This is a genomic window from Streptomyces sp. NPDC050743 (assembly GCF_044456925.1).
In the GTDB taxonomy this organism is placed as follows: Bacteria; Actinomycetota; Actinomycetes; order Streptomycetales; family Streptomycetaceae; genus Streptomyces.
Genome location: NZ_JBITGJ010000017.1, coordinates 108,960 through 134,797 on the forward strand (window position 1 = coordinate 108,960; position 25,838 = coordinate 134,797).

Sequence of the window (25,838 nt, forward strand, 5' to 3'; positions counted from 1 at the left end):
TGGTCAACGGACCTCATCCGCCCGCCTGGTGGCACGCTGCCGGCGAACGGTACGCCCGCCGGCACGGCCGCCGACGGGCAGAAGCCACCACGCCGCCGCGATCGACAGGGCCGCGCCCACTGCTATCGCGGCCAGGCGGGTCGGAAGCAGATCCGTCGCGTCCTGGCCGAAGTAGCCGAGGAGGAGGGACAGGGCCGTGGTCATGCCGGCCGCCCAGTAGGCGTAGTTGAGCGGGCGCAGCCACAGGGCGACGGCGAGGACCGCGAACATCACCGCGACGGAGGCCTTGCCGTCGATGCCCGTGGCCGCCACGCCGGTGGCCAGGAGCGTGCCCGCGGTCGCGCCGCAGAAGCGCTCGACTCCCTTGCGCAGCACGTCCTTCCGGCCCCGGTTGCCGCCGGCGGCGACATAGACCGTGAGGACGGCCCAGGGCCAGTGGTCGTCGAAGAGGAGCCGGCCGCACAGGAACGCCGCCGCGACCGCGGCCGCCATCTGCAGGGCCATGCGGGTGCTGGGGCGCGGGTACAGCCGGGAGGCCCTGCGGGGCGCGGGCTGCTCGGGCTCCGGGCGCCAGGGGCCGTACCGGTCGCCGAGGCCTTGGACCAGCCAGACGCAGGAGCAGGCCAGGAGGCCGATCACCGCCGACCAGAACCAGCTCACCAGCCCGCTCTCGGCGGCGGGCGGCAGCGCCGGGCCGGGGACGACCAGCAACGCCACGAAGGGCAGGGTCATCAGCGTGCCCGCCCTGGTCGCGGCGGGGCCGTAGCGGCGGATCCAGATGCACACGGAGATGCCCAGCGTGAAGACGGCGGCGCCGAGGGCGTAGTGGTGCATGATCAGGCGGCCCAGGAACGGGGCGCCGGCGGCCGTCACGGGCAGCAGCGCCAGCGCCGCCAGTCTGCGGCGCGTGGGCGCGGAGCGCTGCGTCGAGGACAGGGTCAGGGTCAGGGCGACCGCGAGGACGGGCACGTCGGTGTGCAGTCCGGCGGCGCCCTCCAGCCACAGGGCGGCTCCCCAGCACAGCAGGACCGCCGTCATCGTCACCAGAGATTCGTACGCGTTGCGTATGAGTTTTCGGTGCACGGGCCGACCATACAGGGCATGTATCCAGTGAACTACTAAGTTGTTGCGTACGATCTTCCCATGGACTATCTCTTTGAGGCCGCCCGGCTCCGTCGCGCCGTCGTCCTGCTCAACCGGCGGCTGCGGCAGGAGCGCGGGGACGGCGGTCTCAGCCCCAACCAGCTCGCCGTGCTCGGCTGTCTGCACCGGAACGGGCCGTCGACGCCCGGGGAGATCGCGGCGGAGGAGCGGCAGCGGCCGCAGTCGCTCACCCGGGTCTACGCCGAGCTGGAGGCCGAGGGGCTGATCGTGCGGGAGCGGGGGACGGACGACCGGCGCCAGTCCGTGCTGTCGCTCACCGAGTCCGGACGGCGGGCACTGGAGCGGGACATGGCCGAGCGGGACGCCTGGCTGGCCGGGGCGCTCGGGTCGCTCGGCGAGACCGAGCGCGGCGTGCTGGCGCTGGCGGCCGGGCTGATGGAGCGGCTGGGGTCCCTGGAGACGGGCCAAGAGGGCGAGCGCCGCTGACGGACGGGCGACTCCGGCGCGTGAGGCGTTCAGAACCCCCCGCCGAAGTCACCCCCGCCACCGTCGCCCCCTCCCCCGCCGAAATCGCCTCCCCCGCCGAAGTCTCCGCCGTCGCCGAACCCGCCCCCGAAGTCCTGCGCGTCGAAGTCCGTCCCGGAGACGTCGCCGCCCTGGTAGTCACCGCCGAAGTCGCCGTACCCGGTGCCGTAGTCGGCCGCGTACGAGGGGGTGGCCATCATGCTGCCGAGGAGGGTTCCGACGAGCAGGCCGGGCAGGATGCCGCCGCCGAAGTAGCCGCCCGCCCAGGGGCCGTAGGCGGGGCCCGCGTCCCAGTAGGGGCGGCGGCCGTAGTCGGTGTCCACCTCGCGGATGACCGGGTCCCGGCCGTCGGCCAGCCGGGTGGCGTCGGCCGCGCAGACGGGGACCTGTCGCGGGGCTCCGCCGGGCGGGGTCCAGTCGGCGTCGGTCACCGAGGGGCCGTGCCGCGGGTCGAAGAAGCAGGGCGGCCGGCGCTCGGGCAGGGGCCGGCCCTCGCGGCGGGCGGCCAGCCGGGCCAGGGAGAAGCGGCCGTCCTCCAGGGCCTCCGTGACTGTGCGGACGTCCTCCGGCCGGCTCGCGGCGGCCATGCGCTGCTTGGCGGTCTCGTAGGCGTCCAGGGCGTGTTCGTAGTCGCCGCGCATCGCGTCGTCGGCGCCGGGCTCGGCCGGCTGGAAGTCGAGGCGGTCCAGTTCCTCGCCGAAGGCGGTGATGTCCTCGTCCACGACCACCCGCAGCCGGTCCAGGGCGGCCCGCTGCTCCTGCTCGCGCCGCCGGCGGCTGCGGCGCACCAGTGCGTAGGCGCCGGCACCGCCCGCCACCAGCACCGCGGCCACCACGATCAGCGCCGCGCCGGAGGAGCCCCCGCCGGAGCCGCCCCAGCTCGACGGGGCATGGCCGCCCATGTTGGCCAGAGCCCGGTCGGTGAAGTCGGAGAGCTGGGCCTTGGCCGGCTCGCCCTGGACGCTCTGGACCAGGTTCCGCCGGGCCGTCGCCGACATGACGGAGGAGTCGGCGCGGGCGTCGAAGCGGTCACCGAGGCGGATGCCGTACAGGCCGGTGATGCCGGTGGCCGCGCGCAGGTCCGAGAAGAGGTTCGCGGTCGGGTAGCCGGCCGGAAGCACCGCGATGAACAGGGGTTTGTTCGCGTCCTTGATGCGTTTGACGAGCGCGTCGGCATCGGCCTTCGGCAGCTGGGCCGAGGCGGCCGGGTCGACGTAGACCGGGCTCTTGCGGAGGGCCTGGGCGACGGCGGAGATGCTCGTGTCCGCGCCCGCCGCGGGGGCGAACAGGGTCGCGACGGCCAGGGCGAGGGCGGCCAGCAACAGGGCGGGGAGGCTGCGGGTCCGCAGGACGGCCTTCATCCTTCGAAGCTACCCGAAGCCTCCCCTGATCGGTCATACCGCGCTGATCTACGCGGCCCCGTACGCCTCGAGCAGCTTCCCCACCGCCTCTCCGTACCGGCCGGTCAGCAGCAGGTGGTCGGCGTCGGCGAAGGGTTTCGCCACCGTCTGTGTCATCCGGTCACCGATCTTCTGCTGGACCAGCAGCCGCGCCTCGGTCACCAGCTCACGGCCGGCCCGGTCGTCGCCCCTGCGCTCGGCCGCCGTCGCCGCCGCGCCCAGCGCCTTCAGGGTGGCCGTACCGCCCCGCGGGACGTCGGTGAGCGTGGTCAGGCCCCAGCCGTAGGGGAACTGCGGGTCGTAGGACGCGTCGCCGACGTTGATCGGGAGCTGGGACTCGGACCTCGGCCAGGTGACGGGGAGCTGTCCGGTGAAGGGGCGCTTGCCGTAGAGGACGTCGGCGACGCCCTCGCCCTCGGTACCGGGCAGCCAGGAGGCCACCAGTGCGTCGACCTCGCCGAGCCGGTCGCCGACCAGCTGCGGGCGGCCGGAGACGATCAGCACCGCGCACTTCATGGCGGCGCACACCTTGTCCACGGCCGCCCGGTCGGCCGCCGACAGCTGGAGGCTGTGGCCGTTGCCGACGTCGCCGACGCCCTCGGCGTACGGGGTCTCGCCGACGACGACCACGCCGACGTCGTAGCCGTCCGTCGGGGCCGAGGCGTCCTTGGAGTAGGTGACGTTCCCGCCGGCCGCGCGCATGCCCTGCAGGATGGTCGTGCCCTGGGTGTGGGTGCCGGACGCGCCCTGCCAGGTCAGGGTCCAGCCGCCGGTCTGGTTGCCGAGGTCGTCGGCGTTGGACCCGGCGACGTACACCTTCTCGCTCGTCTTCAGCGGCAGCAGGCCGCCGCTGTTCTTCAGCAGCACCTGCGACTGCGCTGCGGCCTGGCGGGCGACCGCCCGGTGGGCCGGGGAGCCGATGGCGGCGGCGCCGGAGGTGTCGGCGTAGGGGTGCTCGAAGAGGCCCAGCCTGAACTTCTGGGTCAGGATGCGGGAGACGGCGTCGTCGATCCGCTTCTGACTGATCCGGCCCGCCTTCACCTCGTCGGCGAGCGTGCCGCTGAAGTCCTTGTAGGAGTACGGCACCATCATCATGTCCACGCCCGCGTTCACCGCCGTGCGGACGTGCGTGGCGTAGTCACCGGGGAGCTGGTCGATGGCGTTCCAGTCGCTGATGACGAAGCCGGTAAAGCCCATCCGGTCCTTGAGCACGCCGTTGATCATGTCGCCGCGGGCGTGCATCTTCACCGCCCCCTGACCGTCGCCGACGATGTCGAGGGAGGAGTACGACGGCATGACCGTGCCGATGCCCCGCTCGACGGCCGTCCGGTACGGCGCCAGGTGGATGTCCTCCAGCTGCTGCCGGGTGACCGTGGTGACGCCCTGGTCGGTGGTGTAGGTGCCGGTGGTGGAGGAGCCGTACGCGGTGCCGCCGTCGCCGACGAAGTGCTTGGCGGTGGCCAGCACCTTGTCGTCACGGCTCAGGTCCCGTCCGTCCGCCCGGCCTTGGAGGCCCTGGATGACGGTCTCCATGGATTGCACGAGGGCGGGATCCTCGCCGAAGGACTCGTAGGAGCGGCCCCAGCGTTCGTCGCGGCTCACGCACAGGCAGGGCGCGAAGTCCCAGGGAATGCCGGTGGCGCGGACCTCGGCGGCCGTCACCGCCCCTGTGCTCTCGGCCAGTCGGGGATCCCGGCTGGCGCCGATGCCGATGTTGTGCGGCATGATCGTGGCGCCGGCCAGGTTGTTGTGGCCGTGGACCGCGTCGACGCCGTAGATCAGCGGGATCTGGAACCGCGTCGCCTGGGCGCGGAGCTGGAAGCCGTCGACCATCTTCGCCCAGGCCCCGGGGGTGTTGGGCGTGGGCGTGGAACCCCCGCCGGACAGCAGCGAGCCGAGGGAGTACGTGGCGATGTCGCCCCCGGTCCCGACGGCCCCGCGCTCGGCCTGGGTCATCTGCCCGGCCTTCTCCGCCAGGGACATGCGGGACAGCAGGTCCGCGACGCGCTTCCGCACGGGCAACCTGCTGTTCAGGTACGGCAGTCCGTGCGCGTCGACGACGACCTGCGGGGTCTCGGCGGGAGCCTTGGCGCCGGTGACCGTGAGCTTGAGCGGGATGGTCTTCGCGGGTGCGGCGCCCTTGGTGTTCCGGGTGGACACCGTGATGGTCTGCGCCGTTCCGGAGGGGGTACCGGCCGGGAAGGTGAGGGTGCCTTGGACCGGGGTGTAGTCCCGGCCGGCGGTGGCGGTGCCGCCCTGCGTCGCGTACGTGACCGTCACCGGGTCGTCGACGGGCCGGTCCCCGGTGGTGGCCAGGGTGACCTTGACCTCGGCGGTGCCGCCCGCCCTGACGGGATACACGGGCGCGTCGGTGCTGACGGAGGCGCGCAGCGACTGGTCGGCCCTTCCGTACAGCTCGACGTCGTCCATGGCGAAGTCGCCCTTGGTGCCGGCCGGGAGCGTGACGGCGTACCCCCACATCCCGGTGAGACCGAGGACGTGGTCGATGCCGCCGACGGGCTGGTAGTCGGTGCGGTAGACGAAGTCGGTGAAGGGGATCTCGATCCGCTTCCAGCCGGTGAAGTCGTCGGTGAAGGAGGTCGTCCAGAGTTCGGAGGCCTCGCCGTTCGCGCCGCCGTCCTTGATCTCGAAGGCGATCTTCCGGCCGTTGTCACGGCCCTCCCACCAGAAGCGGATGCCCTGGTGGGCGGACCAGTCGTGGGCGGGCTCGGCGGCGGCGAAGTCGTGGGTGAAGCCGCCGTAGCCGCTGATGTCGTAGGTGCCGGTGAGGACCTTGCCGCCCTCGGGGGCGTCGCTGCGGTCGGTGAGGTGCAGGGTGGGCGGGTCGTCGGCGTCGCTTCCCCAGGTGAAGATGCCGTCGGCGGGCTGGGCGGCGAAGGGGACCTCGCCCTCGAAGCGGTCGACGGGGACCGGCGCGGGGTCGTCGGCGGCGTGCGCCGCGACGGACAGGGGCAACAGGGCGGCGAGCAAGGCCCCGGAGACGAGCAGGGCGGTTCTCGGCATAGACCTTCCCTCGGCTCTCATGGTTCACTCATGGCTTAGATCACGCCGTGAGTTAACTAACGGCACCTCAACCCGTCAAGACCGCACGTCAGTTGTGCCGGTCCCCGCTCTGTCGACCCGAGAGGAAGGGCGACGCACCATGAGGAGAACCCCCCGCACAGTCCGGCTGCTGCTGGCCGGGCTGCTCTCCGCCGCCGGCTTCACCGCCGCCGTACCCCCCGCGCACGCGGCCGGCGAGCAGGTCACGGCCTGGCTCACCACCACCGACGACTCCGCCGGCCGGCATGTCGTACGCGGCCTGCAGGCCCAGGCCCCGTTCGCCTTCCAGTCCGGCACGGGCGGCGGTGGCACGAACATCACCGTCGACGAGAACACCCGCTACCAGACCTTCACCGGCGGCGGCGCGTCCTTCACGGACACCGCGGCCTGGCTGATGAACAGCAGCGGGGCGCTGTCCCAGACCACCCGGGACGCGACCATGCGCAAGCTGTTCTCGCCGACGGACGGCATCGGACTGTCGTTCCTGCGCAACCCGATGGGCGCCTCGGACCTCGCACGCTACGGCTACACGTACGACGACGTGCCGGCCGGCCAGACGGACCCGAACCTGAACAGCTTCTCCATCGCGCACGACCTCGCGGACGTCGTGCCGCTCACCCGGCAGGCGCTCCAGCTCAACCCGTCCCTGACGGTGATGGCCTCGCCGTGGACCGCTCCGGCCTGGATGAAGGACAGCGGCTCACTCAACGGCGGCTGGCTCAAGGCCGAGGACTACGCGGCGTACGCCTCCTACTTCGTGAAGTACCTCCAGGCGTACAAGGGCCAGGGGATCGACGTCTCGTACGTCACCCCGCAGAACGAGCCGACCTGCTGTTCCGGCTACCCCTCGATGAGCTGGAACGCGTCCGGCATCCAGTACTTCCTCAAGAACGACCTGCTGCCGCAGCTGCAGTCGGCGGGCCTTTCGACAAAGGTCCTGGCCCACGACTGGAACTGGGACACCTACGACTCCTACGCGGCCCAGAGCGTCGACGACCCGGCGATCCGCAACCACCCCAACTTCGGCGGGATCGCCTGGCACGGCTACGGCGGTGACGTCACCAAGCAGACCACCGTGCACAACCAGTACCCCGCGCTGGACGCCTTCGGCACCGAGCACTCGGGCGGCACCTGGATCGCCGACCAGCAGCGCGAGGACATGTCCAACATCATCGACTACACCCGCAACTGGGCGAAGTCGGTGACCAAGTGGTCGCTGGCCGTGGACCAGAACGGCGGTCCCCACAACGGCGGTTGCGGCACCTGCACCGGGCTGATCACCGTGCACAACGGGGACGGGCAGAGCGGCACCGTGGACTACACCGTCGAGTACTACGACATGGGCCACCTGACCAAGTTCGTCCGGCCGGGCGCCCAGCGGATCGCCTCCACGGCGTCCACCACCGTGCCGAACGTGGCCTGGCGCAACCCCGACGGCAGCAAGGCGCTGATCGCGTACAACGGCTCGTCCTCGGCGCAGACGGTGACCATCGGCTGGGGCTCCGAGCACGCCACCTACTCGCTGCCCGGCAAGACCTCGGCCACCTTCACCTGGTCCGGCACCCAGTCCGGCGGCGGCACGCGGACCGGCTCCTTCGTCGGCCTGGCCGGCAAGTGCCTGGACGTGGCGGGCGCTTCGAGCGCCAACGACACGGCCGTACAGCTCTACGACTGCAACGGCACCGCCGCCCAGCAGTGGACGGTGGCGGCCGACGGGTCGATCCAGGCGCTCGGCAAGTGCCTGGACGTGACGTCGGGTTCGACGGCGGACGGCGCCAAGGTGCAGTTGTACGACTGCAACGGCACCGGTGCCCAGCAGTGGTCGTACAACTCCTCGACCGGTGACGTGGTGAACCTGGCGGCCGACAAGTGCCTCGACGTGACGGACAACTCGTCCGCGAACGGGGCGCGGGCACAGATCTGGTCGTGCACCGGGGCCGCGAACCAGAAGTGGAAGCTGCAGTAGCGCGCCCGGTCCGGGGGGCCCCCCCCCCGGCACCCCCGGCCTGGCGGATCCGCTGCACACGGCACATGGTGGGGGTATGACCACACCGCAGGATCTGTTCCTCGTCAGTCTCGACGTGCCCGGCGATCACCCCGTCGAGCCGGGCGATCTGTCGCTGGCGCTCGCGGGGGCCGAGCTGATCGACCTCCTCGGGGCGCGGGCGCTCACCCTGGACGGTGAGCGCATCGTGCCCGGTCCCGTCCTGACCACGGGTGACCGGATGCTGGACAAGGCCGGGGCCGCGCTCGTGCGCGAGGAGCCGTACGAGACGGTCGAGGACTGGCTGTGGCGCCGCGGGGAGGGGCTGGCCACGGCCTACCGCGACGTCCTGGACACCTCCGGGCAGCTCTCCGGGAAGCGGCACCGCTGGCCCCACCGCGCGGACAAGGCCGCGGCGGCCGACACCCCGGCCCGCCGGCACGCCGCCGACCGCTGGTGGTCCCACGAGCCGGTGCTCGCCTCTCTCGCCGCCACCCTGGGCATCCGGGGCGAGCGGCCGCCCGAGGAGGAGCCCGGGGAGGAGGCGGTGGTCACCGTTCTGGTGGCGGTCGGCGACGCGGTGACGGAGCTGGGGGCCGTGCGGGAGCGGCGCCGCATCGAGAACGCCGCTTTCGACAACATCTGGCGAGCCCCGTAGCCGGGCGGGGCCGGGGGCGCCGCCCGCCGGGACGTTCCGCTGCCGCGGCTACTCCGCCGGTTCCACCCCCGCCCGCAGCAGCCCGTACGTGTACGCGTCCTCCAGGGCCTGCCAGGACGCGGCGATGACGTTGTCCGCCACGCCGACCGTGGACCACTCGCCGGCGCCGTCCGAGGTGGAGATCAGCACGCGGGTGGTGGACTGGGTGCCGTGCTTGCCCTCCAGGATGCGGACCTTGTAGTCGACCAGGTCCAGCTTGGCGAGCTGCGGGTAGATCTTCTCCAGGGCCACGCGCAGGGCCCGGTCCAGGGCGTTGACCGGGCCGTTGCCCTCCGCCGTGGCGACGATCCGCTCGCTCTTGGCCCACAGCTTCACCGTGGCCTCGTTGGCGTGGGTGCCGTCGGGGCGGTCCTCGACGATGGCCCGCCAGGACTCCACGTCGAAGTACTTCAGCGGGCGGCCCTCGACCTCGGCGCGGAGGAGGAGTTCGAAGGAGGCGTCGGCGGCCTCGTAGGTGTATCCCTTGAGTTCGCGCTCCTTGACCCGCTCCACCACCCGGCCGACCAGCTCGCGGTCGCCGCCGAGGTCGATGCCGAGCTCCTTGCCCTTGAGCTCGATGGAGGCGCGGCCCGCCATGTCGGAGACCAGCATGCGCATGGTGTTGCCGACCAGCTCGGGGTCGATGTGCTGGTACAGGTCCGGGTCGACCTTGATCGCGGAGGCGTGCAGTCCGGCCTTGTGCGCGAAGGCCGACACGCCCACGTACGGCTGATGGGTGGAAGGGGTCAGGTTGACGACCTCGGCGATGGCGTGCGAGATCCGGGTCGTCTCGCGGAGCTTGCCCTCGGGCAGCACCTTCTTGCCGTACTTCAGCTCCAGGGCGGCGACGACCGGGAAGAGGTTGGCGTTGCCGACGCGCTCGCCGTAGCCGTTGGCGGTGCACTGGACGTGGGTCGCGCCCGCGTCCACGGCGGCCAGGGTGTTCGCCACCGCGCAGCCGGTGTCGTCCTGGGCGTGGATGCCGAGGCGGGCGCCGGTGTCGGCGAGGACGGTGGCGACGACGGCGTGGATCTGGGCGGGGAGCATGCCGCCGTTGGTGTCGCACAGGACGACGACGTCGGCGCCGGCCTCGGCGGCCGTACGGACCACGGCCTTGGCGTACTCGGGGTTGGCGCGGTAGCCGTCGAAGAAGTGCTCGCAGTCCACGAAGACCCGGCGGCCCTGCTCCTTCAGGTACGACACCGTGTCGCGGACCATCTCCAGGTTCTCGTCGAGCGTGGTGCGCAGCGCCAGCTCCACATGCCGGTCGTGCGACTTGGCGACCAGGGTGATCACCGGGGCGCCGGACTCCAGCAGCGCCTTGACCTGGGGGTCCTCGGCGGCTTTCGCCCCGGCGCGGCGGGTGGCGCCGAAGGCGACCAGCTGGGCGTGCCTGAAGACGATCTCCGCCTGCGCGCGGGCGAAGAACTCGGTGTCACGGGGGTTCGCGCCGGGCCAGCCGCCCTCGATGAAGCCGACGCCGAAGTCGTCCAGGTGCCGTGCGATGGCGAGCTTGTCCGCGACGGTGAGGTTGATTCCCTCGCGCTGCGCGCCGTCGCGCAGCGTGGTGTCGAAGACGTGGAACGAGTCGTCGAGCTCGCTGGTTGCCGTCTCGGTCATGGTCTCAAGGCTCCTGTTGTGGATCTTCGGTCTTACCGGAATGACCGGCTCCACCGTCCCCCCAATGGTCCCTCGCGCTCCGCTCCCGGCTGCGGGTGGGCCGGAAAACGAAAAAACCCCTCGCGGGTGCGAGAGGTCTGCGCGCGGGTCGAGGACGACGGTGGCCACCCGCACCTGGTCGTACGAGGTGGTCACTGCGGACCGGCGCGCCTGCTGCCAATAATCATGGCGAACGAGAGCACGGGGGCAGTCTGGCACAAACCCGCCCCCGGCTCGCCGTCCGTCTCAGGATGCGGTCGTCAGACTGGAATCCGTACGGTCCCTCACCCGGGCGAGGTCCAGGTCCCTCGTCTCCCGCATGGCGACGTACACCACCAGCGACACGGCGGCGCAGCCCGCCACGTACCAGGAGAAGCCGGACTCGATCCCGGCCTTCTTGAACCACAGGGCGACGTATTCCGCGGTGCCGCCGAAGAGGGCGTTGGCGACGGCGTACGGCAGGGCCACGCCGAGGGCGCGGACGCCGGTCGGGAACAGCTCGGCCTTCACACAGGCGTTGATCGAGGTGTAGCCGGTGACGACGACCAGCGCGAGCAGGGCGAGACCGAGCGCCGGCCAGTAGCCGTCGGCGTGCTTGAGCAGCGTCATGATCGGCACGGTGAGGACGGTGGAGCCGACCGCGAAGGTGATGAGCAGCGGGCGGCGGCCGATCCGGTCCGAGAGGGCACCGGCGAGCGGCTGGAGGCAGGCGAAGACGATCAGCGCGGTGAAGGACACGAGCGTCGCCGTCTCCTTGGACAGCCCGGCCGAGTTGGAGAGGTACTTGGTCAGGTAGGTGGTGTACGTGTAGTACGCGACCGTGCCGCCCATGGTGAGGGCGACGACCAGGAACGCCTCCCGCCGGTGCCGCCACAGGGCGCGCAGGGTGCCGCGCTCCTCGGCGTGGGAGGTGTCCTCCTCGTAGACCTCGGTCTCCAGCATGCTGCGCCGCAGATAGAAGACGACGGCCGCGCCGAGTGCGCCGACGACGAACGGGATCCGCCAGCCGTAGCTGTGCAGCGCGCCGTCGGACATGGTGCGTTGCAGGATGATCTGGAGCCCGAGGCCGACGATCTGCCCGGCGGTCATGGAGACGTACTGGAAGCTGGAGGCGAACCCGCGCCTCCTCGGGTCCGAGGCCTCGGTCAGATAGGTGGCGCTGGCCGCGTACTCGCCGCCCACCGACAGTCCCTGCAGCAGCCGGGCGACGAGCAGCACGAGGGCGCCGCCGTAGCCGGCGACCGCGTACGTCGGGGCGAGGGCGATCAGGATCGCCGAGGCCGACATCAGCGTGACGGTCAGCGTCAGCGCCGCCTTGCGGCCCTTGCGGTCACCGACCCGCCCCAGCAGCCAGCCGCCGACCGGGCGCATGAAGAACCCGACGGCGAAGATGCCCGCGGTGTTCATGAGCTGGGCGGTGGGATTCCCGCTCGGGAAGAACGCGCCGGCGAAGTAGGTGGCGAAGCTCGCGTAGACGAACCAGTCGAACCACTCGACCATGTTCCCCGCCGAACCGACCCAGATCTTCTTCCAGTGTTGTCGTCCCATGCGCCGGTACATGCCCGGCGGCGGAGGAAAGGATTCCTTTACCCGGCGGGCAGCACGAGGGAGTCGGCGATGAACTCCCTTACGTGGGCGAGTACTTGTTCGCGGTCCGTGCCGCGCAGGCCGATGGCGACGTGGATGGAGAAACCGTCGAGGAGCGCACGCAGCCTCGTCGCGAAACGGTCCGCGTCCACCCGCCGGAACTCCCCGCGCGAGACGCCCTCGGCGATCAGCGCGACCAGGTCGCGGTGCCAGGCTCCCTCGATGGCGACCTGCCGGGCACGCGCGTCCTCGTCGGCGTTCTGCGAGCGGTTCCAGACCTCCAGCCACAGCGTCCAGTGCGGATCGCGGTGCCCGTCGGGGACGTACAGGTCGACGTAGGCCGACAGGCGTTCGCGGGCGGTTCCGGGGCCGGTGAGCAGCCGGCCCCGCTCGGCGCCCAGCCGGCCCTCGCTCCACTCCAGGGTCCGCAGCAGCAGCTCGTCCTTTGAGCGGAAGTAGTACAGGAGATGGCCGCTGCTCATCCCGACCTCGCGCCCGAGCGCCGCCATGGTGAGCTTCTCCAGACCGCGCTCGGCGATCATGTCCATGGCGGCGGCGAGGACGTCCTCACGGGGCGGGGCGGGGGTGCGGCGGCGGGGGGACGGGTTCTCGCTCATGCGGGGACCGTCCGTACGGCGTCGGGCAGGAAATGGGTCTCGTACGGCCCGGAGCAGTCGGCGAACAGCGTCGCCGCCGCCCCGCACCCCGGGCACACGAAGTTCGGGCCCTGCCTGCCGGGTGGCCCACAGCACCCGAAGTCCTCGACGGCGTCGTTCGGAGCCAGGTATCCGCGGATGTCCTCCGGGTGGACCACCCAGGTGTCACGCGGCCCGGCCGACATCAAGCACCCCGGCCCGTCGGGGTCGAGGACGACCGTGCCGGGAACGGCGGCTCCCGTCCAATCCGGGTCCGGATGCGGCACGAACGGCGCCCCGGACGGCTCCGGATCCACCGAGTACATGCCCTGCGGCACGGTCGACGGTGCGTGCCGGGACCCGTCGGGGAGCTTGCGCCCGTCCCGCGGCGGGCGTTCGGTCAGCTCGGGCAGCAGCCGCAGCGGCGGGCTGAGACGGCGGCCGCAGGCCGCGCACACCAGGACGTTCACCCGTATGTTCTACCCGAAGCGGGCCGTCACCGGACCTTCGGCTGCTGCTGGGTGATGCAGTGGATGCCGCCGCCGCCCGCGAAGATCTGGCGCGCGTCCACGAGGGTCACCGTCCGCTCGGGGAAGAGCCGGCGGAAGATCCCGGCGGCGATCTCGTCGCGCGGGTCGTCGAAGCCGCACAGCACCACGCCGCCGTTGCAGATGTAGTGGTTGATGTAGGAGTAGTCGGCCCAGTGGCCGTCGGCCTCCAGGACGGTCGGCGCGGGGACCTCCACGACCTCCAGGGCCCGGCCCCGGGCGTCGGTCTGGGCCCGCAGGATGCCGATGACCTCCTTGGTGACCTCGTGGTCGGGGTGGGCCGGGTCCGGCTGGGAGTGCGCCACCACGACGCCGGGCCGGGCGAAGGCGGCCACGATGTCCACGTGGCCCAGCGTGCCGAAGCCGTAGGGAGGGTAGTCGCCGGTGAGGCCGCGCGGCAGCCAGATCGCCTTGCTGGTGCCGAGGTGGGCGTGGATCTCGGCCTCGACCTCCTGCTTCGACCAGTGCGGGTTGCGCTCGGGGCCGAGCTGCACGGTCTCGGTGAGCAGCACGGTGCCCTCGCCGTCGACGTGGATCGCGCCGCCCTCGTTGACCAGCTTCGAGGCGTACGTCCTGGCGCCCGCGAGGTCGGAGACGTACGCGGCGATCTTGGAGTCGTGCTCCCAACGGGCCCAGTCCTGGGCGCCCCAGCCGTTGAACGTCCAGTCGACGGCGGCCAGTTCACCCTTGCCGTCGGTGAGGAACGTCGGGCCGATGTCCCGCATCCAGGCGTCGTCCAGGTCCCGCTCGACGGTGTCGACGTCCGGGCCGAGCAGCGCCCGCGCCTCGGCGGACTGGCCGGGGCCGCAGACCACGGTCACGGGCTCGAAGCGGTGGATCGCACGGGCCACCGAGGCCCAGGCGGCGCGGGAGGCGGCGAGGTCCTCCGGGCTGTCGAAGGTGGGGTTCGGGCCCGGCCACGCCATCCAGGTGCGCTCGTGCGGGGTCCACTCGGCGGGCATACGGAAGCCGTCGGCGGCAGCAGACATGGTGTTCCTTAGCGGGATCAGAGGAAGTAGAGGCGGTTGAGCGGGACGGAGTCGGCGGGCTCGGAGCGCAGGGGGTCGCCGTCGAGGGTGACCAGACCGGTGCGCTGGTCGACGTCGACCGCTCCGATGCGGGCGTTCAGCCGCAGGTCGGCCGGGCCGATGCCCCGGGTGCCGCGCACGGCGACCCTTCTGCGCCGGGTCGGCATCGTGTCGCCCCCCTGGTCCACGGCCGCCCGGGCGACGAACGCGACCGAGAGGTCGGCCGCCGTGGCGCCGTAGGAGCCGAACTGGGGCCCCAGCACGAGGGGTTCGCAGGTGTCGGTGGCCGCGTTCGGGTCGCCGACCACGCCGTACGCCGGGAAGCCGGCCTTGAGGACGAGCTGCGGCTTGGCGCCGAAGTACTCCGGGCGCCACAGCACGATGTCGGCGAGCTTGCCGACCTCGATGGAGCCGACCTCGTGGGCGAGGCCGTGCGCGATGGCCGGGTTGATGGTCAGCTTGGCCATGTAGCGCAGGACGCGGGCGTTGTCGTCGCCCTCGCCGTCGCCCTCCATCGGGCCCAGCTCGGCCTTCATCTTGCCGGCCATGGCGAAGGTGCGGCGGACCGTCTCGCCGGCGCGGCCCATGCCCTGGGCGTCGGAGGAGGTGATGGCGATCGCGCCCAGGTCGTGCAGCACGTCCTCGGCGCCCATGGTGCCGGCCCGGATGCGGTCGCGGGCCATGGCGGCGTCGCCGGGCAGGTCGGGCTTGAGGTCGTGGACGGAGACGATCATGCCGTAGTGCTCGGCGACCGCGTCCCGGCCGAAGGGCAGGGTGGGGTTGGTGGAGGAGCCGATGACGTTCGGCACACCGGCCATCTTGAGCACGTTGGGCACGTGTCCGCCGCCGCAGCCCTCGATGTGGAAGGCGTGGATGGTCCGCCCCTCCAGCACCCTCAGGGTGTCCTCGACCGACAGGCACTCGTTCAGGCCGTCGCTGTGCAGGGCGACCTGGACGTCGTGCTCCTCGGCGACGCGCAGGGCCGTGTCGAGGGCCCGGGTGTGGGCGCCCATGTCCTCGTGCACCTTGAAGCCGGAGGCGCCACCCTCGGCCAGCGCCTCGATCAGCGGGGCGTCCGAGGAGGACGAACCCCGGCCGAGGAAGCCGATGTTGACCGGCCAGGCGTCGAAGGCGTTGAAGGCGTGCCGCAGCGCCCAGGGCGAGTTGACGCCGACGCCCCAGACCGGGCCGAACTCCTGTCCGATGATCGTGGTCACGCCGGAGGCGAGGGAGGCCTCCATGATGCGCGGCGACAGCAGGTGGACATGGGTGTCGACGGCCCCTGCGGTGGCGATCAGCCCCTCGCCGGAGACGATGGAGGTGCCGGTGCCGACGACGACGTCCACGCCGTCGAGAGTGTCCGGGTTGCCGGCGCGCCCGATGGCGCAGATCCGCCCCTCGCGGATGCCGATCGACACCTTGCGGATGCCCTGCACCGGGTCGATCACGACGACGTTGCTGATGACGACGTCACAGGTCTCGCGGACGGCGGCGGCCTTCAGGTGCAGCCCGTCGCGGGCGGTCTTGCCGAAGCCGGCCAGGAACTCGTCGCCGTAGCGCTGGGAGTCGGACTCCACGCGTACGGTGAGCCCCGAGTCGCCGAGGCGGATGCGGTCGCCGGCGCGGGGGCCGTGGGTGGCCGCGTAGGCGTGCGGGTCGATGTGGATCGCCCGGCTCACCTCTCGTCCCTTCGAGCGGCTCATCGCTCCTCGCCTCCTTCCGGCGTGACGGCGTGTGCGGTTCCCAGGTATCCGCAGGCCGCGGCCCTGTGCAGGGCCTCCTCCTTGGCTCCGGGCGCGTCCAGTGGCCCGTCGACCAGTCCGGCGAAGCCGATCGCGATCCGGTCGCCGCCGATCGGCACGAGGCCGACCTCCTCGCTCTCGCCGGGGCCGAAGCGCATCGAGGAGCCCGCGGGGACGGCGAGGCGCATCCCGTAGGCCTTCTCCCGTACGAAGTCCAGCCGCGGGTTGGCCTCGAAGAAGTGGAAGTGGGAGGTGACGGAGACCGGCACGGTCGCGGTGTTGGTGACCGTGAGCCGTACGACCGCCTCGGGGTCGGCGTGCTCGGGCCCCGGCAGCAGCGCGCCCGGGGCGTCCTTGCCCAGACCGCCGCCGATGGGGTCGGAGACCACCGCGAGCCGGGAGCCGTCGTCGAAGACCGCCTCGACCATGACCTCGGTGACGACGTCGGCGACGCCCGGGAGCACGTCCTCGGGGCCGAGCACGGACCGGGCCGCCTCGATGGCCTCGGCGAGCCGCCTGCCGTCCCGCGCCGCCTCGCACACGGTGTCCGCGATCAGCGCGGTCGCCTCCGGCACGTTCAGCCGCAGGCCGCGCGCCCGGCGGGCCCGGGCCAGCTCGGCGGCCCCGAAGAGCAGCAGCCGGTCACGTTCCGTAGGAGTCAGTCTCACGACGCGACACCTCCTTGTCTTTCCATACTTTAGAACATCACTCTAAACACAGAATTCATGAAACTGAAGCATTGACCCGGGGCCGGGCTTCACGTCACATTGAACGTCGCTCAAACTGAACCGGCGGTAGTCGAGGGAGACCAGCCATGCCGATAGAACAGCGCGGAGTCGACACCATCCCGGACGAGGAGCGGACCAGTGGTCCGCGCGACCTCGTCTCGATCCTGCTCGGCTCCAACCTCTGCCTCGGGGTGATCATCTTCGGCTGGCTGCCGCCGTCCTTCGGGCTCGGCTGGTGGGCGTCGGTCAGCTCGATCGTCGCGGGCACGATCGTCGGTACGGCGGTGACGGCACCGCTGGCCCTGATCTCCCTCCGCACCGCGACCAACCTCTCCACCTCCTCCGGCGCCCAGTTCGGCGTCCGGGGCCGGCTGGTCGGCTCGGTGGTCGGCCTGCTCCTCGCCCTCGGATACACCGCGCTGACGGTGTGGATCGGCGGCGACGTGGTGATCGGCGTCCTCGGCCGGATGGTCGGGCTGCCCGCGGACGGGGTGTCGTACGCCGTCGTCTACGCGCTGCTCGCCGGTGCCACGGTCGCGGGCGCGGTGTACGGCTACCGGGTGCTGCTGAACATGTCCAAGGTCCTGTCCATCGGCATGACCTTCCTGCTGGTGCTCGGCGTGTTCGCCTACGCCCCGCACTTCACCACTGCGGCGCTGCCGCAGACCGGCGGCTACCTGCTCGGCTCGTTCTGGCCGACCTGGTTCCTGTCGGCCGTGGCCGCCGGCCTGTCCGGTCCCATCGCCTTCATCACCCTGCTCGGGGACTACACCCGCTACATCTCCCCCACCCGGCACTCGGGCCGCCGCGTTCTGAAGGCCACGTGGGCGGGTCTGATCCTGGGCCTGCTGGTGCCGCAGCTGTTCGGCACGTTCACGGCGTACGGCGCCCGCGCGGCGCTCGACTACGCCGGTCCGCTGGTGACGGCCTCCCCCACCTGGTACCTGATCCCGCTGCTGCTGGCCGCCTCGGCCGGCTCGGTCGGCAACGCCGGTCTGATGCTGTACTCCATGGGCCTGGACCTGGACGCCATCCTGCCGAGGGCATCCCGGGCCCGCGCCACCCACACGGTAGCGATCGTGGCCACGGCCTGCGTGTTCGTCGGGCACTACGCCTGGAACGCGCAGTCCGCGATGACGTCCTTCGTCCTCCTCCTCACCGCCATCGGCACCCCCTGGGCCGTGATCACGCTCATCGGCTTCGCCCGCTGCCGCGGTGTCTACGACGCCGACGCCCTGCAGGTCTTCAACCGCCGTTCGCGGGGCGGGATCTACTGGTACCGGGCCGGCTGGAACATCCGGGCGACCGTCTCCTGGGCACTGGGCGCGGGCGTCGGCCTGCTGGCCGTGTCCCTGCCGTCGTACCAGGGCCCGCTGCTGCACCTCACCGGCGGCGTGGACTGCAGCTTCCTGCTGTCGGGCGCGGTCGGCGGGCTGATCCACCTGATCCTGGCGCCGCGGCAGCAGGCATCGGCCCGCGTCGAGGCCGCGCGGGAACCGGTCGGCGCGGAGAGTGGGCGCTAGCTCCGCAGCAGCCCGACGCCCGCGAGGCCGGCCAGGCTCAGCCCCATGGTCGCGGAGAAGACCACCGCGGCGGCCGGAAGCGCGTCAGTGAGCCGGCCGGCCGTGCTCGTCCGGACGATCACGGCGAGCAGGGCGGCGGTGAGGGACAGCAGAACCGCCACGGTCAGCGCCAGGCCGGCCACCGCGGCCGTCGGCTGCGACGACGAGGACATTCACCCCACCTCCAGACCCGGCAGGAACCGCTCCGCGCCGAACGCCGGCTTCAGGTCGGTGAACCAGGTCGCGCCCTCGTCGTACGCGGCGAAGAACGGCCGGTCCACCAGCTCGGGGTCGCGGGCCTGGATGAGGTGGAGGACGAAGACCTTCTCGCCCGCCACCTCGGCGATGCCGTCCACGCAGACCTTGCCCGGCATCGCCGACATCACCGGTCCACGCACCGTGCGGGCGAGCCCGGAGACCCGGGCGTAGGCGTCCCGGAAGATCGCGTGGCCGCGGGCCAGCGGCACCCCGAAGTAGCCCTGCGGGCCGGTGTCCCGCTCCACGAACTGGTAGTACGGCACCGCTCCCAGCGCGGTCGTCTCCTCCCACAGCTCCGCCCACGCCTCGGCGCTGTCGTTGATCCCGGCGACCAGCGGGCCCTGGCAGCGGATCACGGCGCCGGTGTCCCGCACCCGGCGCATCGCCTCCCGCACCACCGGCGGGCGCAGTTCCCGCGGGTGGGTGAAGTGGGCCATGAGCGCCAGGTGGCGGCCACTGGCGACGACCTTCTCGAAGAGCCGCAGCAGGTCGTCGGCGTCCCGGTCGGTCAGAAAGCGGTACGGCCAGAAGGCGAGCGCCTTGGTCCCGATCCGGACCGAACGGACGGTGTCGATGGCGAGCAGCGGCTCCACATAGCGGCGCAGCACCTCGGTGCTCATCACCAGCGGGTCGCCGCCGGTGATGAGCGTGCTGGTCACCTCGGGGTGGGCGCGCAGATAGGCGCTGGTGGCGGCGATGTCGTCGGTGGCGATGCGCAGCTCGGACTCGCCGACGAACTGCGGCCAGCGGAAGCAGTAGGTGCAGTAGGCGTGGCAGGTCTGGCCCTGCCGCGGGAAGACCAGCACCGTCTCGGGATACTTGTGCTGAAGTCCCGTCAGACGGCGGCCCTCGTGCGCGGGGACGTTGGCGTCGAGCTGGCCGGAGGGGTGCGGATTGAGCCGCATCCGGATCTCGTGCGCGGCGCGCCGGATCTCGGTGGCGGGCGCGTCCTGGGCGAGCAGGTCCGCCATCCGGCGCAGTTCGTGCGCGGGCAGCATGCCGCTCTGCGGGAAGGTCAGCCGGAAGACGGGGTCGTCGGGGACGGCCGTCCAGTCGATCAGTTCGTCCACCACGTAGGAGTTCGTACGGAAGGGCAGGACCGCCGACACGGCCCGCAGGGCGAGCCGTTCGGCAGACGGCAGGGACACGCGATCCAGCAGTCCGTCCAGGTCGCGGGGGGTGAAGGCGCGGTAGCGGGGTTTGGCGTGCAAAGCGGAGTGGTGCGCTGAACTCATCTGTGCCAGGGCCTCTATTCTGTGCCAGGTCCGCTATTCCGTGACCAGGACCGGGGGTCGCAACTCCACGAAGGCGGCCGCCGACGCATCGTACTTCTCCGCGTAGTGCTGGATGAGGAGCGCGTGCAGCGGACTTTCGTCGTCGACCACGATCGGCTCGTGCCCACCCGGCACGGTCAAGGCCTCGCTGTAGGCGGAGAGTTGGCCGCGGCGGTGCCGCGCCAGGTACGACACCAGGTCTGGCGCGGCGACGTACAGGCGGTCCTCGACGGACACGAACGGGCAGCGGAACTCCCGGCGGACGTCGGAGGCGTCCACCAGGGTGAGCGGCAGCCGGGTGAAGTGCTCCATCGGCTTGCTCTGCCCCCACAGCTCGTCGAAACGCTGCTCCACGAAGGTGCCGAGCGGCGAGCGGACGGCGACCTCCAACTGGACGCCCTCGCCGGAGAGCCGGCCCACCGTGAGGAAGGAGACCAGACAGCGCTCGTCCCAGCGGTAGAGCGTCACACCGGGGGACGTCTGGCACAGGCGGACCTCCAGCAGGGCGCGGGAGCTGTCGTCCAGGCGGCGGGCGAAGAGGTCCAGGGTGCGCAGGTTGCGCATGATGTCGCGGCGGATGTCGGCGCTCTGCTCGCCCAGTTCCCGGCCGCGCAGGATGACGGCGAGCGAGTCGGGGTCCAGCAGCAGGATCTGCACTCGCGCCCCGTGCGCGGTGGCCGCTCTTATCCCCCGGAAGAGACGCTCGGAGAACTGCGGCCCGAACAGGTTGGAGAAGGTGTCCAGCACCTTCACACAGGCCGTGGCGCCGTGCACCTGGGAGGCGAACCACTCGTAGTCCAGCCGGGTGTGCTCACGGACCCGGCCCTCCTGGGCGCGGGAGATCAGCGGGCCGATCACGAACACGGTGATGACCACGCCGACGAGGTCGGTGCCGAGATTGAGGGCGAGGTTCTGCTGGTAGGCGTCCATGCCGTGAGCGGTCCACAGCAGCAGGGCCGCGCAGCCGGCGAGGGCCGCCAGCGCGGTGAGGCTCTGCGGCCGGCGCGGCGTGCGTAACGCGCGCAGCAACCAGCGCAGTCGTGGCACCGGCGACCATGCGTTCACGTGCGCCCCTCCCCCCGTGCCGGGTGTCGTCCCGGACATGTCTCCGCGGGGGCACGCGCCCCCGCGGAAGGGGTGGATACCCGGACGGGAGTGGGGGTACGCCTCGAACGCGCGCGCCATTCGCTTGCGTCGGGCGGCCGGTGCGGCGGACCTCAGCCGATCTTGTGCATCCAGCCGTGCTTGTCCTGCGTCACGCCGCGCTGGATGCCGAGCAGGGCCTCGCGCAGGCGGAGGGTGACCTCGCCGGGGGTGCCGTCGCCGTGGGTCCAGGCGTCGGTCTTGGTCTTGACGTGGCCGATGGGCGTGACCACGGCGGCGGTGCCGCAGGCGAAGACCTCGGTGAGGGCGCCGGAGGCCGCGTCCGCACGCCACTGCTCCAGGGTGATCACGCCTTCCTCGGCGGTGTAGCCGAGGTCGCGGGCGACCTGGAGGAGGGAGTCGCGGGTGATGCCCTCCAGGATCGAGCCGGTCAGCTCCGGGGTGACGATCCGGTCGCCGTAGACGAAGGCGACGTTCATGCTGCCGCTCTCCTCGACCTTGGTGCGGGTGACCGCGTCGAGGTAGACGACCTGGTCGCAGCCGTGCGCGGCGGCCTCGGCCTGCGGCAGCAGGGACGCGGCGTAGTTGCCGCCGGTCTTGGCGTCGCCGGTGCCGCCGGGGACGGCACGGACGTGGTCCTCGGAGACCCAGATGGTGACCGGCTTGACGCCACCGGCGAAGTACGCGCCGGAGGGCGAGGCGATGAGCATGAACAGGTACTCGTTCGCCGGGTGCACGCCGAGCGCGGCCTCCGTGGCGAACATGAACGGCCGCAGGTACAGGGACTGTTCGCCACCGTGCGGCGGAACCCAGTCGGCGTCCTGGGTGAGCAGCGCGTCCAGCGCGGCGATGAACAGCTCCTCGGGCAGCTCGGCCATGGCCATGCGGCGCGCGGAGTTGCGGAAGCGGCGGGCGTTCGCCTCGGGGCGGAACAGCGCGATCGAGCCGTCGGGCTGGCGGTAGGCCTTCAGTCCCTCGAAGATCTCCTGGCCGTAGTGCAGGACGTGGGTGGAGGGGTCGAGGGAGATCGGGCCGTACGGGACGAGCTGGGCGTCGTGCCAGCCGCGGCCCTCGGTCCACCTGATCGTCACCATGTGGTCGGTGAAGTGGCGGCCGAACCCGGGGTTGGCCAGGATCGCCTCGCGCTCTGCGGCGGCGAGGGGGCTGGCGGAGGGCTTGAGCTCGATCGTGGGCGTCGTCATGAGTGGTTTGTCCTTCACCGGTTGTAGTGACGGGCCGCGCTCACACCCCGTCACTGCGACCTCTCAGTGATAGGACGTCCGAGCTTTCCCTCATACCGCGGCTCCGCGTTCGATTATCGCGCGGGGCCCACGGCGGAAGGAATGGGAGTGAAAGCGGCCCAGGGGTCGATGGTGGCACCCGGCGGGGACATGGAAAAGCCGCCGGGCGGTCGTCCGACCCGGCGGCTTCGTGGGTGGAGCGCCGGGTCAGCCGGCTACTCGGGCGGCGAGCGCGTCGCCGATCTGCGAGGTGCTGCGGGCACCCAGCGCGGCGCGCTCGGTGAGGTCCGCGGCGACCGCCGTGTCGATGCGGTCGGCCTCGCCGTCGTAGCCGAGGTGGCGCAGCAGCAGGGCGACGGACAGGACCGTGGCGGTGGGGTCGGCCTTGCCCTGGCCGGCGATGTCGGGCGCGGAACCGTGGACCGGCTCGAACATCGAGGGGAACTCGCGAGAGGGGTTGATGTTCCCGCTCGCGGCGACGCCGATGCCGCCGGAGACGGCCGCGGCGAGGTCGGTGATGATGTCGCCGAAGAGGTTGTCGGTGACGATGACGTCGAAGCGACCGGGGTCGGTGACCAGGTAGATCGTCGCCGCGTCGACGTGGATGTAGTCCGTGGTGACCTCGGGGAACTCCGCGGCCACCTTGTTGAAGATGTTCGTCCACAGGTGCCCGGCGAAGGTCAGCACGTTGTTCTTGTGAACCAGCGTGAGCTTCTTGCGCGGACGGGCCTGGGCGCGGGCGAAGGCGTCCCGGACGACCCGCTCGACGCCGAAGGCCGTGTTGACGGAGACCTCGGTGGCGACCTCGTGCTCGGTGCCCTTGCGGATGGTGCCGCCGTTGCCGGTGTACGGGCCCTCGGTGCCCTCGCGGACCACGACGAAGTCGATCTCCGGCTGGCCGGCGAGCGGGGTGGCGACACCGGGAAGGAGCTTCGACGGGCGCAGGTTGACGTGGTGGTCGAAGGCGAAGCGGAGCTTCAGGAGGAAGCCGCGCTCCAGGACGCCGGACGGCACCGACGGGTCGCCGATGGCGCCGAGCAGGATGGCGTCGTGCTGCTTCAGCGCGCCGAGATCGGCGTCGGTGAGGGTCTCACCGGTGGCGTGGTAGCGCTTGGCGCCGAAGTCGTACTCCTTGGTCTCCAGCTTCACATCCTGCGGCAGGACGGCGGAGAGGACCTTGAGACCCTCGGACACGACTTCCTGTCCGATGCCGTCCCCGGGGATCACTGCGAGATTGATGCTGCGAGACATGCGGGCATCCTACTCCTCGTCCCAGGGAATGACATGACCCGTCCGCCATATGGACGACATGGGCGGCGTGGACGGCATCGGACGAGGTGTCAGTGGCCGGTCTCGCCGCCGTTGTCGCGGCGGTCGAGGGCGCGCTGGAGGGCGGCGGCTGCGTTCTTGCGGTCGGACTCGCTCGCGCGGGACACGTGGCGGACTCGGCGGCGGACGGTCGTCTCGGCCATGGGAATCGACTCCTTCGCATACGGAGTGCGGCAATGAGGGGTTACGAGACGCCGGAAGGGGCGGGGAACCAAGGGCCGCAGGGGTTGCCTGCACCGGGCCCGGCTCACGACCGCCATTCGCTTGATCGAGCGAGACGTTCGGCTCCTACAAAATTAAGGGAGCGGCCCGGTTCTGTCTGCACAATTACTCGGACTTCCTACTATCTGAGACGGCGGACCCCGTCACACCGCTCTGAGCTGGCCTTTCGCGTGTTCGGGTGACGGCGTTCCGAGGGACCGCAGGGTGCGGATCAGGGCCCGTACGGCGCTCGTGGCGGCGAGCTCCGGGGTGGTGACACAGCCGACGGAGCGGTACGGCCGTTCCGGCCCGAGGTCGGTGATCTCGACGGCGGGCGGCGCCCCGGTGAGGGAGAGCGCGGGCATGATGGCCATGCCGAGCCCGCTGCCCACCATCGACAGCACCGCCCCGTCGTCCTCGGCGTTGACGGTCGCCGCCGGGATCCAGTCCTGGGCGGCCCACCAGGCGCGCGTGTAGGAGCCGCAGTTCTCGGCCCAGTCGACGAGCGGCAGGGAGCGCGGATCCGGGTGCCCGGCCGGATGCACCAGAAAGTACGGCTCCTCCAGCAGCGCCCCGCCGACCAGCCCTGCCGGCGCCGGCCCGCTCAGGGTGGCGATCCCGAGGTCGGCCCGCCCGGCGGCGACCTCGCCCGCGGTGCCGGCGCCCAGTTCCCGTACGACGGTGACGGTCACCTCGATGCCGGGGTGCTGTGTTGCGAGCCGTTCCAGGGCGGGCGGCAGCAGATGCAGGGCGGCGCTGCGGAAAGCGGCGATCCGCAGCGGCCCGGACAGCTCGCCGGTATCCGCCCCGCGGGCGTCGGCGGCCAGCGCCTGCAGCATGCGCAGGACCCGTCGCGCATGGGCGGCCGCCCGCTCCCCGGCTGGCGTCGGCCGGGCCCCGAACCGGCCCCGTTCGAAGAGCACGACGCCCAGCTTCCGTTCGATGCCGCGCACGGCGTGGGAGACGGCGGACTGGGTGGCCCCGAGCCGGGCGGCAGCGGCGGAGAAGGAGGCCTCGTCGGCCACGGCCACCAGGATCCTCAGCTCCTGCGGGGCAAGGTCGACGGCTGTCATTCGGGGCTCCCACCTGCGTCTATGAGACTGCTTCATGGATCGGCGCGTTCCATGAGCCCAACCCCCTGCCTGTATCCGGCATTCCTCCCTACCGTCCCCTGCCATGACCGAGACCGCGCTCACCGTGCAGCAGACCGCCCGCCCCACCGGCTTCCCCACCGCCGGACACTTCCGCTTCGCCGAGTCCCCGGTGCCCGAACCGGCGCCCGGCACGGCCCTGGTGGAGAACCTGCTGTGGTCCGTGGACCCGTACCACCGCGAAATGATGGACGGGGACTTCCCGTTGAACGCCCCGCTGGAGGGCCGCACGCTGGGCCGGGTCACCGCCTCCCGCACCCCGGAGCTGCCCGAGGGCGAGATCGTCTTCCACCGCCGGGGCTGGCGCACGCACTCGGTGGTGCGCCCCGAGGAGGTCAGGCTTCTCCCGCGGCGCCCGGGCGTGCCGCTGTCGGCGCATCTGAGCGTGCTGGGCGGCACGGGCCTGACGGCCTACGTCGCACTGACCCGGATCGCCCGGCTGCGCGAGGGCGAGGACGTGTTCGTCTCCGGCGCGGCGGGCGGGGTCGGCACGGCGGCCGGCCGTTTCGCGCGGCTGCTCGGCGCCGGCCGGGTGATCGGCAGCGCGGGCACCGAGGAGAAGGTGAAGTACCTGACGGAGCAGGTCGGTTACGACACCGCCTTCGACTACCGCACGGCCCCGGCCGCCGACCTGCTGGCCGAGGCGGCACCCTCCGGCATCGACGTCTTCGTGGACAACGTCGGCGGCGGGCAACTCGGCGCGGCGATCGGCGCGCTGCGCGAGCGGGGCCGGGTGGTGCGGGTCGGCACGATCAGCCAGTACAACACCCCGGATGCCCCGCCCGTCGTCTTCGACCACGCGGACGTGGTCGAGAAGAGCCTGCGCATCGAGGGCTTCCTGGTGAGGGACCACCGGGACGCCCAGGAAGCGCTGTACGACTTCGCCGTACCGCATCTGCGCAGCGGGGCGCTGGCGGCGGACGAGACGGTGGTCGAGGGGTTCGGGCGGATCGTGGAGGCGTTCCTGCTGATGCTGCGGGGCGGGAACACGGGCAAGATCCTGGTCCGCGCGGCCTGA

22 protein-coding genes are annotated in these 25,838 nt (G+C 71.7%); 5 read left to right on the top strand and 17 right to left on the bottom strand.

Going from position 1 to position 25,838, the window contains the following annotated elements; translation table 11 throughout:
* Nucleotides 1-3: 3 nt before the first annotated feature.
* Complete coding sequence (locus tag ACIBJF_RS19170; protein WP_399175042.1) at nucleotides 4-1,038, bottom strand: FUSC family protein; 1,035 nt, start codon at nucleotides 1,036-1,038, stop codon at nucleotides 4-6.
* 105 nt (nucleotides 1,039-1,143) lie between these two features.
* Here ACIBJF_RS19170 and ACIBJF_RS19175 point away from each other — a divergent pair, with 105 nt between their 5' ends.
* Nucleotides 1,144-1,590, top strand: coding sequence for a MarR family winged helix-turn-helix transcriptional regulator (locus ACIBJF_RS19175; RefSeq protein ID WP_399174992.1), 447 nt, complete (start codon nucleotides 1,144-1,146; stop codon nucleotides 1,588-1,590).
* A gap of 29 nt (nucleotides 1,591-1,619) precedes the next feature.
* Here ACIBJF_RS19175 and ACIBJF_RS19180 read toward each other — a convergent pair whose 3' ends face one another.
* Together ACIBJF_RS19180 and ACIBJF_RS19185 are read right to left on the bottom strand one after the other, a co-directional pair.
* The gene (locus tag ACIBJF_RS19180; RefSeq protein WP_399174993.1) at nucleotides 1,620-2,990 is read right to left on the bottom strand and encodes a hypothetical protein; all 1,371 of its coding nucleotides are present in this window, start codon (nucleotides 2,988-2,990) and stop codon (nucleotides 1,620-1,622) included.
* Between the two features lie 48 nt (nucleotides 2,991-3,038).
* Nucleotides 3,039-6,053: a glycoside hydrolase family 3 protein gene (locus ACIBJF_RS19185; RefSeq protein ID WP_399174995.1), complete on the bottom strand. Its 3,015-nt coding sequence runs from the start codon at nucleotides 6,051-6,053 to the stop codon at nucleotides 3,039-3,041.
* A gap of 139 nt (nucleotides 6,054-6,192) precedes the next feature.
* On the opposite strand from ACIBJF_RS19185, the gene ACIBJF_RS19190 reads away from it, so the two are divergent.
* Both ACIBJF_RS19190 and ACIBJF_RS19195 read left to right on the top strand, forming a co-directional pair.
* Nucleotides 6,193-8,058, top strand: a complete 1,866-nt coding sequence (locus tag ACIBJF_RS19190; RefSeq protein WP_399174996.1) for a ricin-type beta-trefoil lectin domain protein — start codon at nucleotides 6,193-6,195, stop codon at nucleotides 8,056-8,058.
* A 76-nt stretch (nucleotides 8,059-8,134) separates the two neighbouring features.
* A complete protein-coding gene (locus ACIBJF_RS19195; RefSeq protein ID WP_399174997.1) occupies nucleotides 8,135-8,734 on the top strand; it encodes a GPP34 family phosphoprotein in 600 nt (199 codons plus the stop codon).
* A 48-nt stretch (nucleotides 8,735-8,782) separates the two neighbouring features.
* Here the strand turns inward: ACIBJF_RS19195 and cimA are convergent, their stop codons facing one another.
* The 7 genes from cimA to ureA form a co-directional block, all read right to left on the bottom strand.
* On the bottom strand, nucleotides 8,783-10,393 hold the full coding sequence (cimA, locus tag ACIBJF_RS19200) for a citramalate synthase (protein WP_356317585.1): 1,611 nt from the start codon (nucleotides 10,391-10,393) through the stop codon (nucleotides 8,783-8,785).
* Nucleotides 10,394-10,678: 285 nt separating this feature from the next.
* Nucleotides 10,679-11,980 (bottom strand): MFS transporter, encoded by a 1,302-nt coding sequence (locus ACIBJF_RS19205; RefSeq protein ID WP_399174999.1) that lies wholly within the window; start codon nucleotides 11,978-11,980, stop codon nucleotides 10,679-10,681.
* A gap of 38 nt (nucleotides 11,981-12,018) precedes the next feature.
* On the bottom strand, nucleotides 12,019-12,636 hold the full coding sequence (locus ACIBJF_RS19210; RefSeq protein ID WP_399175001.1) for a TetR/AcrR family transcriptional regulator: 618 nt from the start codon (nucleotides 12,634-12,636) through the stop codon (nucleotides 12,019-12,021).
* Nucleotides 12,633-13,124 (bottom strand): hypothetical protein, encoded by a 492-nt coding sequence (locus ACIBJF_RS19215; RefSeq protein WP_399175002.1) that lies wholly within the window; start codon nucleotides 13,122-13,124, stop codon nucleotides 12,633-12,635. The genes ACIBJF_RS19210 and ACIBJF_RS19215 overlap by 4 nt, the downstream gene beginning before the upstream one ends.
* Nucleotides 13,125-13,150: 26 nt before the next feature.
* Complete coding sequence (locus ACIBJF_RS19220; protein ID WP_399175004.1) at nucleotides 13,151-14,191, bottom strand: agmatine/peptidylarginine deiminase; 1,041 nt, start codon at nucleotides 14,189-14,191, stop codon at nucleotides 13,151-13,153.
* A gap of 17 nt (nucleotides 14,192-14,208) precedes the next feature.
* Nucleotides 14,209-15,933, bottom strand: coding sequence for an urease subunit alpha (locus tag ACIBJF_RS19225; protein ID WP_399175006.1), 1,725 nt, complete (start codon nucleotides 15,931-15,933; stop codon nucleotides 14,209-14,211).
* Nucleotides 15,930-16,640, bottom strand: coding sequence for an urease subunit gamma (gene ureA, locus ACIBJF_RS19230; protein ID WP_399175007.1), 711 nt, complete (start codon nucleotides 16,638-16,640; stop codon nucleotides 15,930-15,932). The genes ACIBJF_RS19225 and ureA overlap by 4 nt, the downstream gene beginning before the upstream one ends.
* Nucleotides 16,641-16,786: 146 nt before the next feature.
* Here ureA and ACIBJF_RS19235 point away from each other — a divergent pair, with 146 nt between their 5' ends.
* Complete coding sequence (locus tag ACIBJF_RS19235; RefSeq protein ID WP_399175009.1) at nucleotides 16,787-18,223, top strand: cytosine permease; 1,437 nt, start codon at nucleotides 16,787-16,789, stop codon at nucleotides 18,221-18,223.
* Here ACIBJF_RS19235 and ACIBJF_RS19240 read toward each other — a convergent pair.
* From ACIBJF_RS19240 to ACIBJF_RS19270, 7 genes are all read right to left on the bottom strand, one after another.
* Entirely contained in the window at nucleotides 18,220-18,435 is a 216-nt protein-coding gene (locus ACIBJF_RS19240; RefSeq protein WP_399175010.1) for a hypothetical protein, read from the bottom strand. The genes ACIBJF_RS19235 and ACIBJF_RS19240 overlap by 4 nt on opposite strands.
* Nucleotides 18,436-19,755, bottom strand: a complete 1,320-nt coding sequence (locus tag ACIBJF_RS19245) for a KamA family radical SAM protein (RefSeq protein WP_399175012.1) — start codon at nucleotides 19,753-19,755, stop codon at nucleotides 18,436-18,438.
* Nucleotides 19,756-19,788: 33 nt separating this feature from the next.
* A complete protein-coding gene (locus ACIBJF_RS19250; RefSeq protein ID WP_399175014.1) occupies nucleotides 19,789-20,859 on the bottom strand; it encodes a hypothetical protein in 1,071 nt (356 codons plus the stop codon).
* Between the two features lie 152 nt (nucleotides 20,860-21,011).
* Nucleotides 21,012-22,100, bottom strand: a complete 1,089-nt coding sequence (locus ACIBJF_RS19255) for a branched-chain amino acid aminotransferase (RefSeq protein ID WP_399175016.1) — start codon at nucleotides 22,098-22,100, stop codon at nucleotides 21,012-21,014.
* A gap of 246 nt (nucleotides 22,101-22,346) precedes the next feature.
* Nucleotides 22,347-23,390: a 3-isopropylmalate dehydrogenase gene (locus ACIBJF_RS19260; RefSeq protein ID WP_399175018.1), complete on the bottom strand. Its 1,044-nt coding sequence runs from the start codon at nucleotides 23,388-23,390 to the stop codon at nucleotides 22,347-22,349.
* Nucleotides 23,391-23,479: 89 nt separating this feature from the next.
* Nucleotides 23,480-23,611, bottom strand: coding sequence for a hypothetical protein (locus tag ACIBJF_RS19265; RefSeq protein ID WP_107100810.1), 132 nt, complete (start codon nucleotides 23,609-23,611; stop codon nucleotides 23,480-23,482).
* A 222-nt stretch (nucleotides 23,612-23,833) separates the two neighbouring features.
* Nucleotides 23,834-24,742, bottom strand: coding sequence for a LysR family transcriptional regulator (locus ACIBJF_RS19270; RefSeq protein WP_399175020.1), 909 nt, complete (start codon nucleotides 24,740-24,742; stop codon nucleotides 23,834-23,836).
* 103 nt (nucleotides 24,743-24,845) lie between these two features.
* Here ACIBJF_RS19270 and ACIBJF_RS19275 point away from each other — a divergent pair, with 103 nt between their 5' ends.
* Entirely contained in the window at nucleotides 24,846-25,838 is a 993-nt protein-coding gene (locus tag ACIBJF_RS19275) for a zinc-binding dehydrogenase (RefSeq protein ID WP_399175022.1), read from the top strand.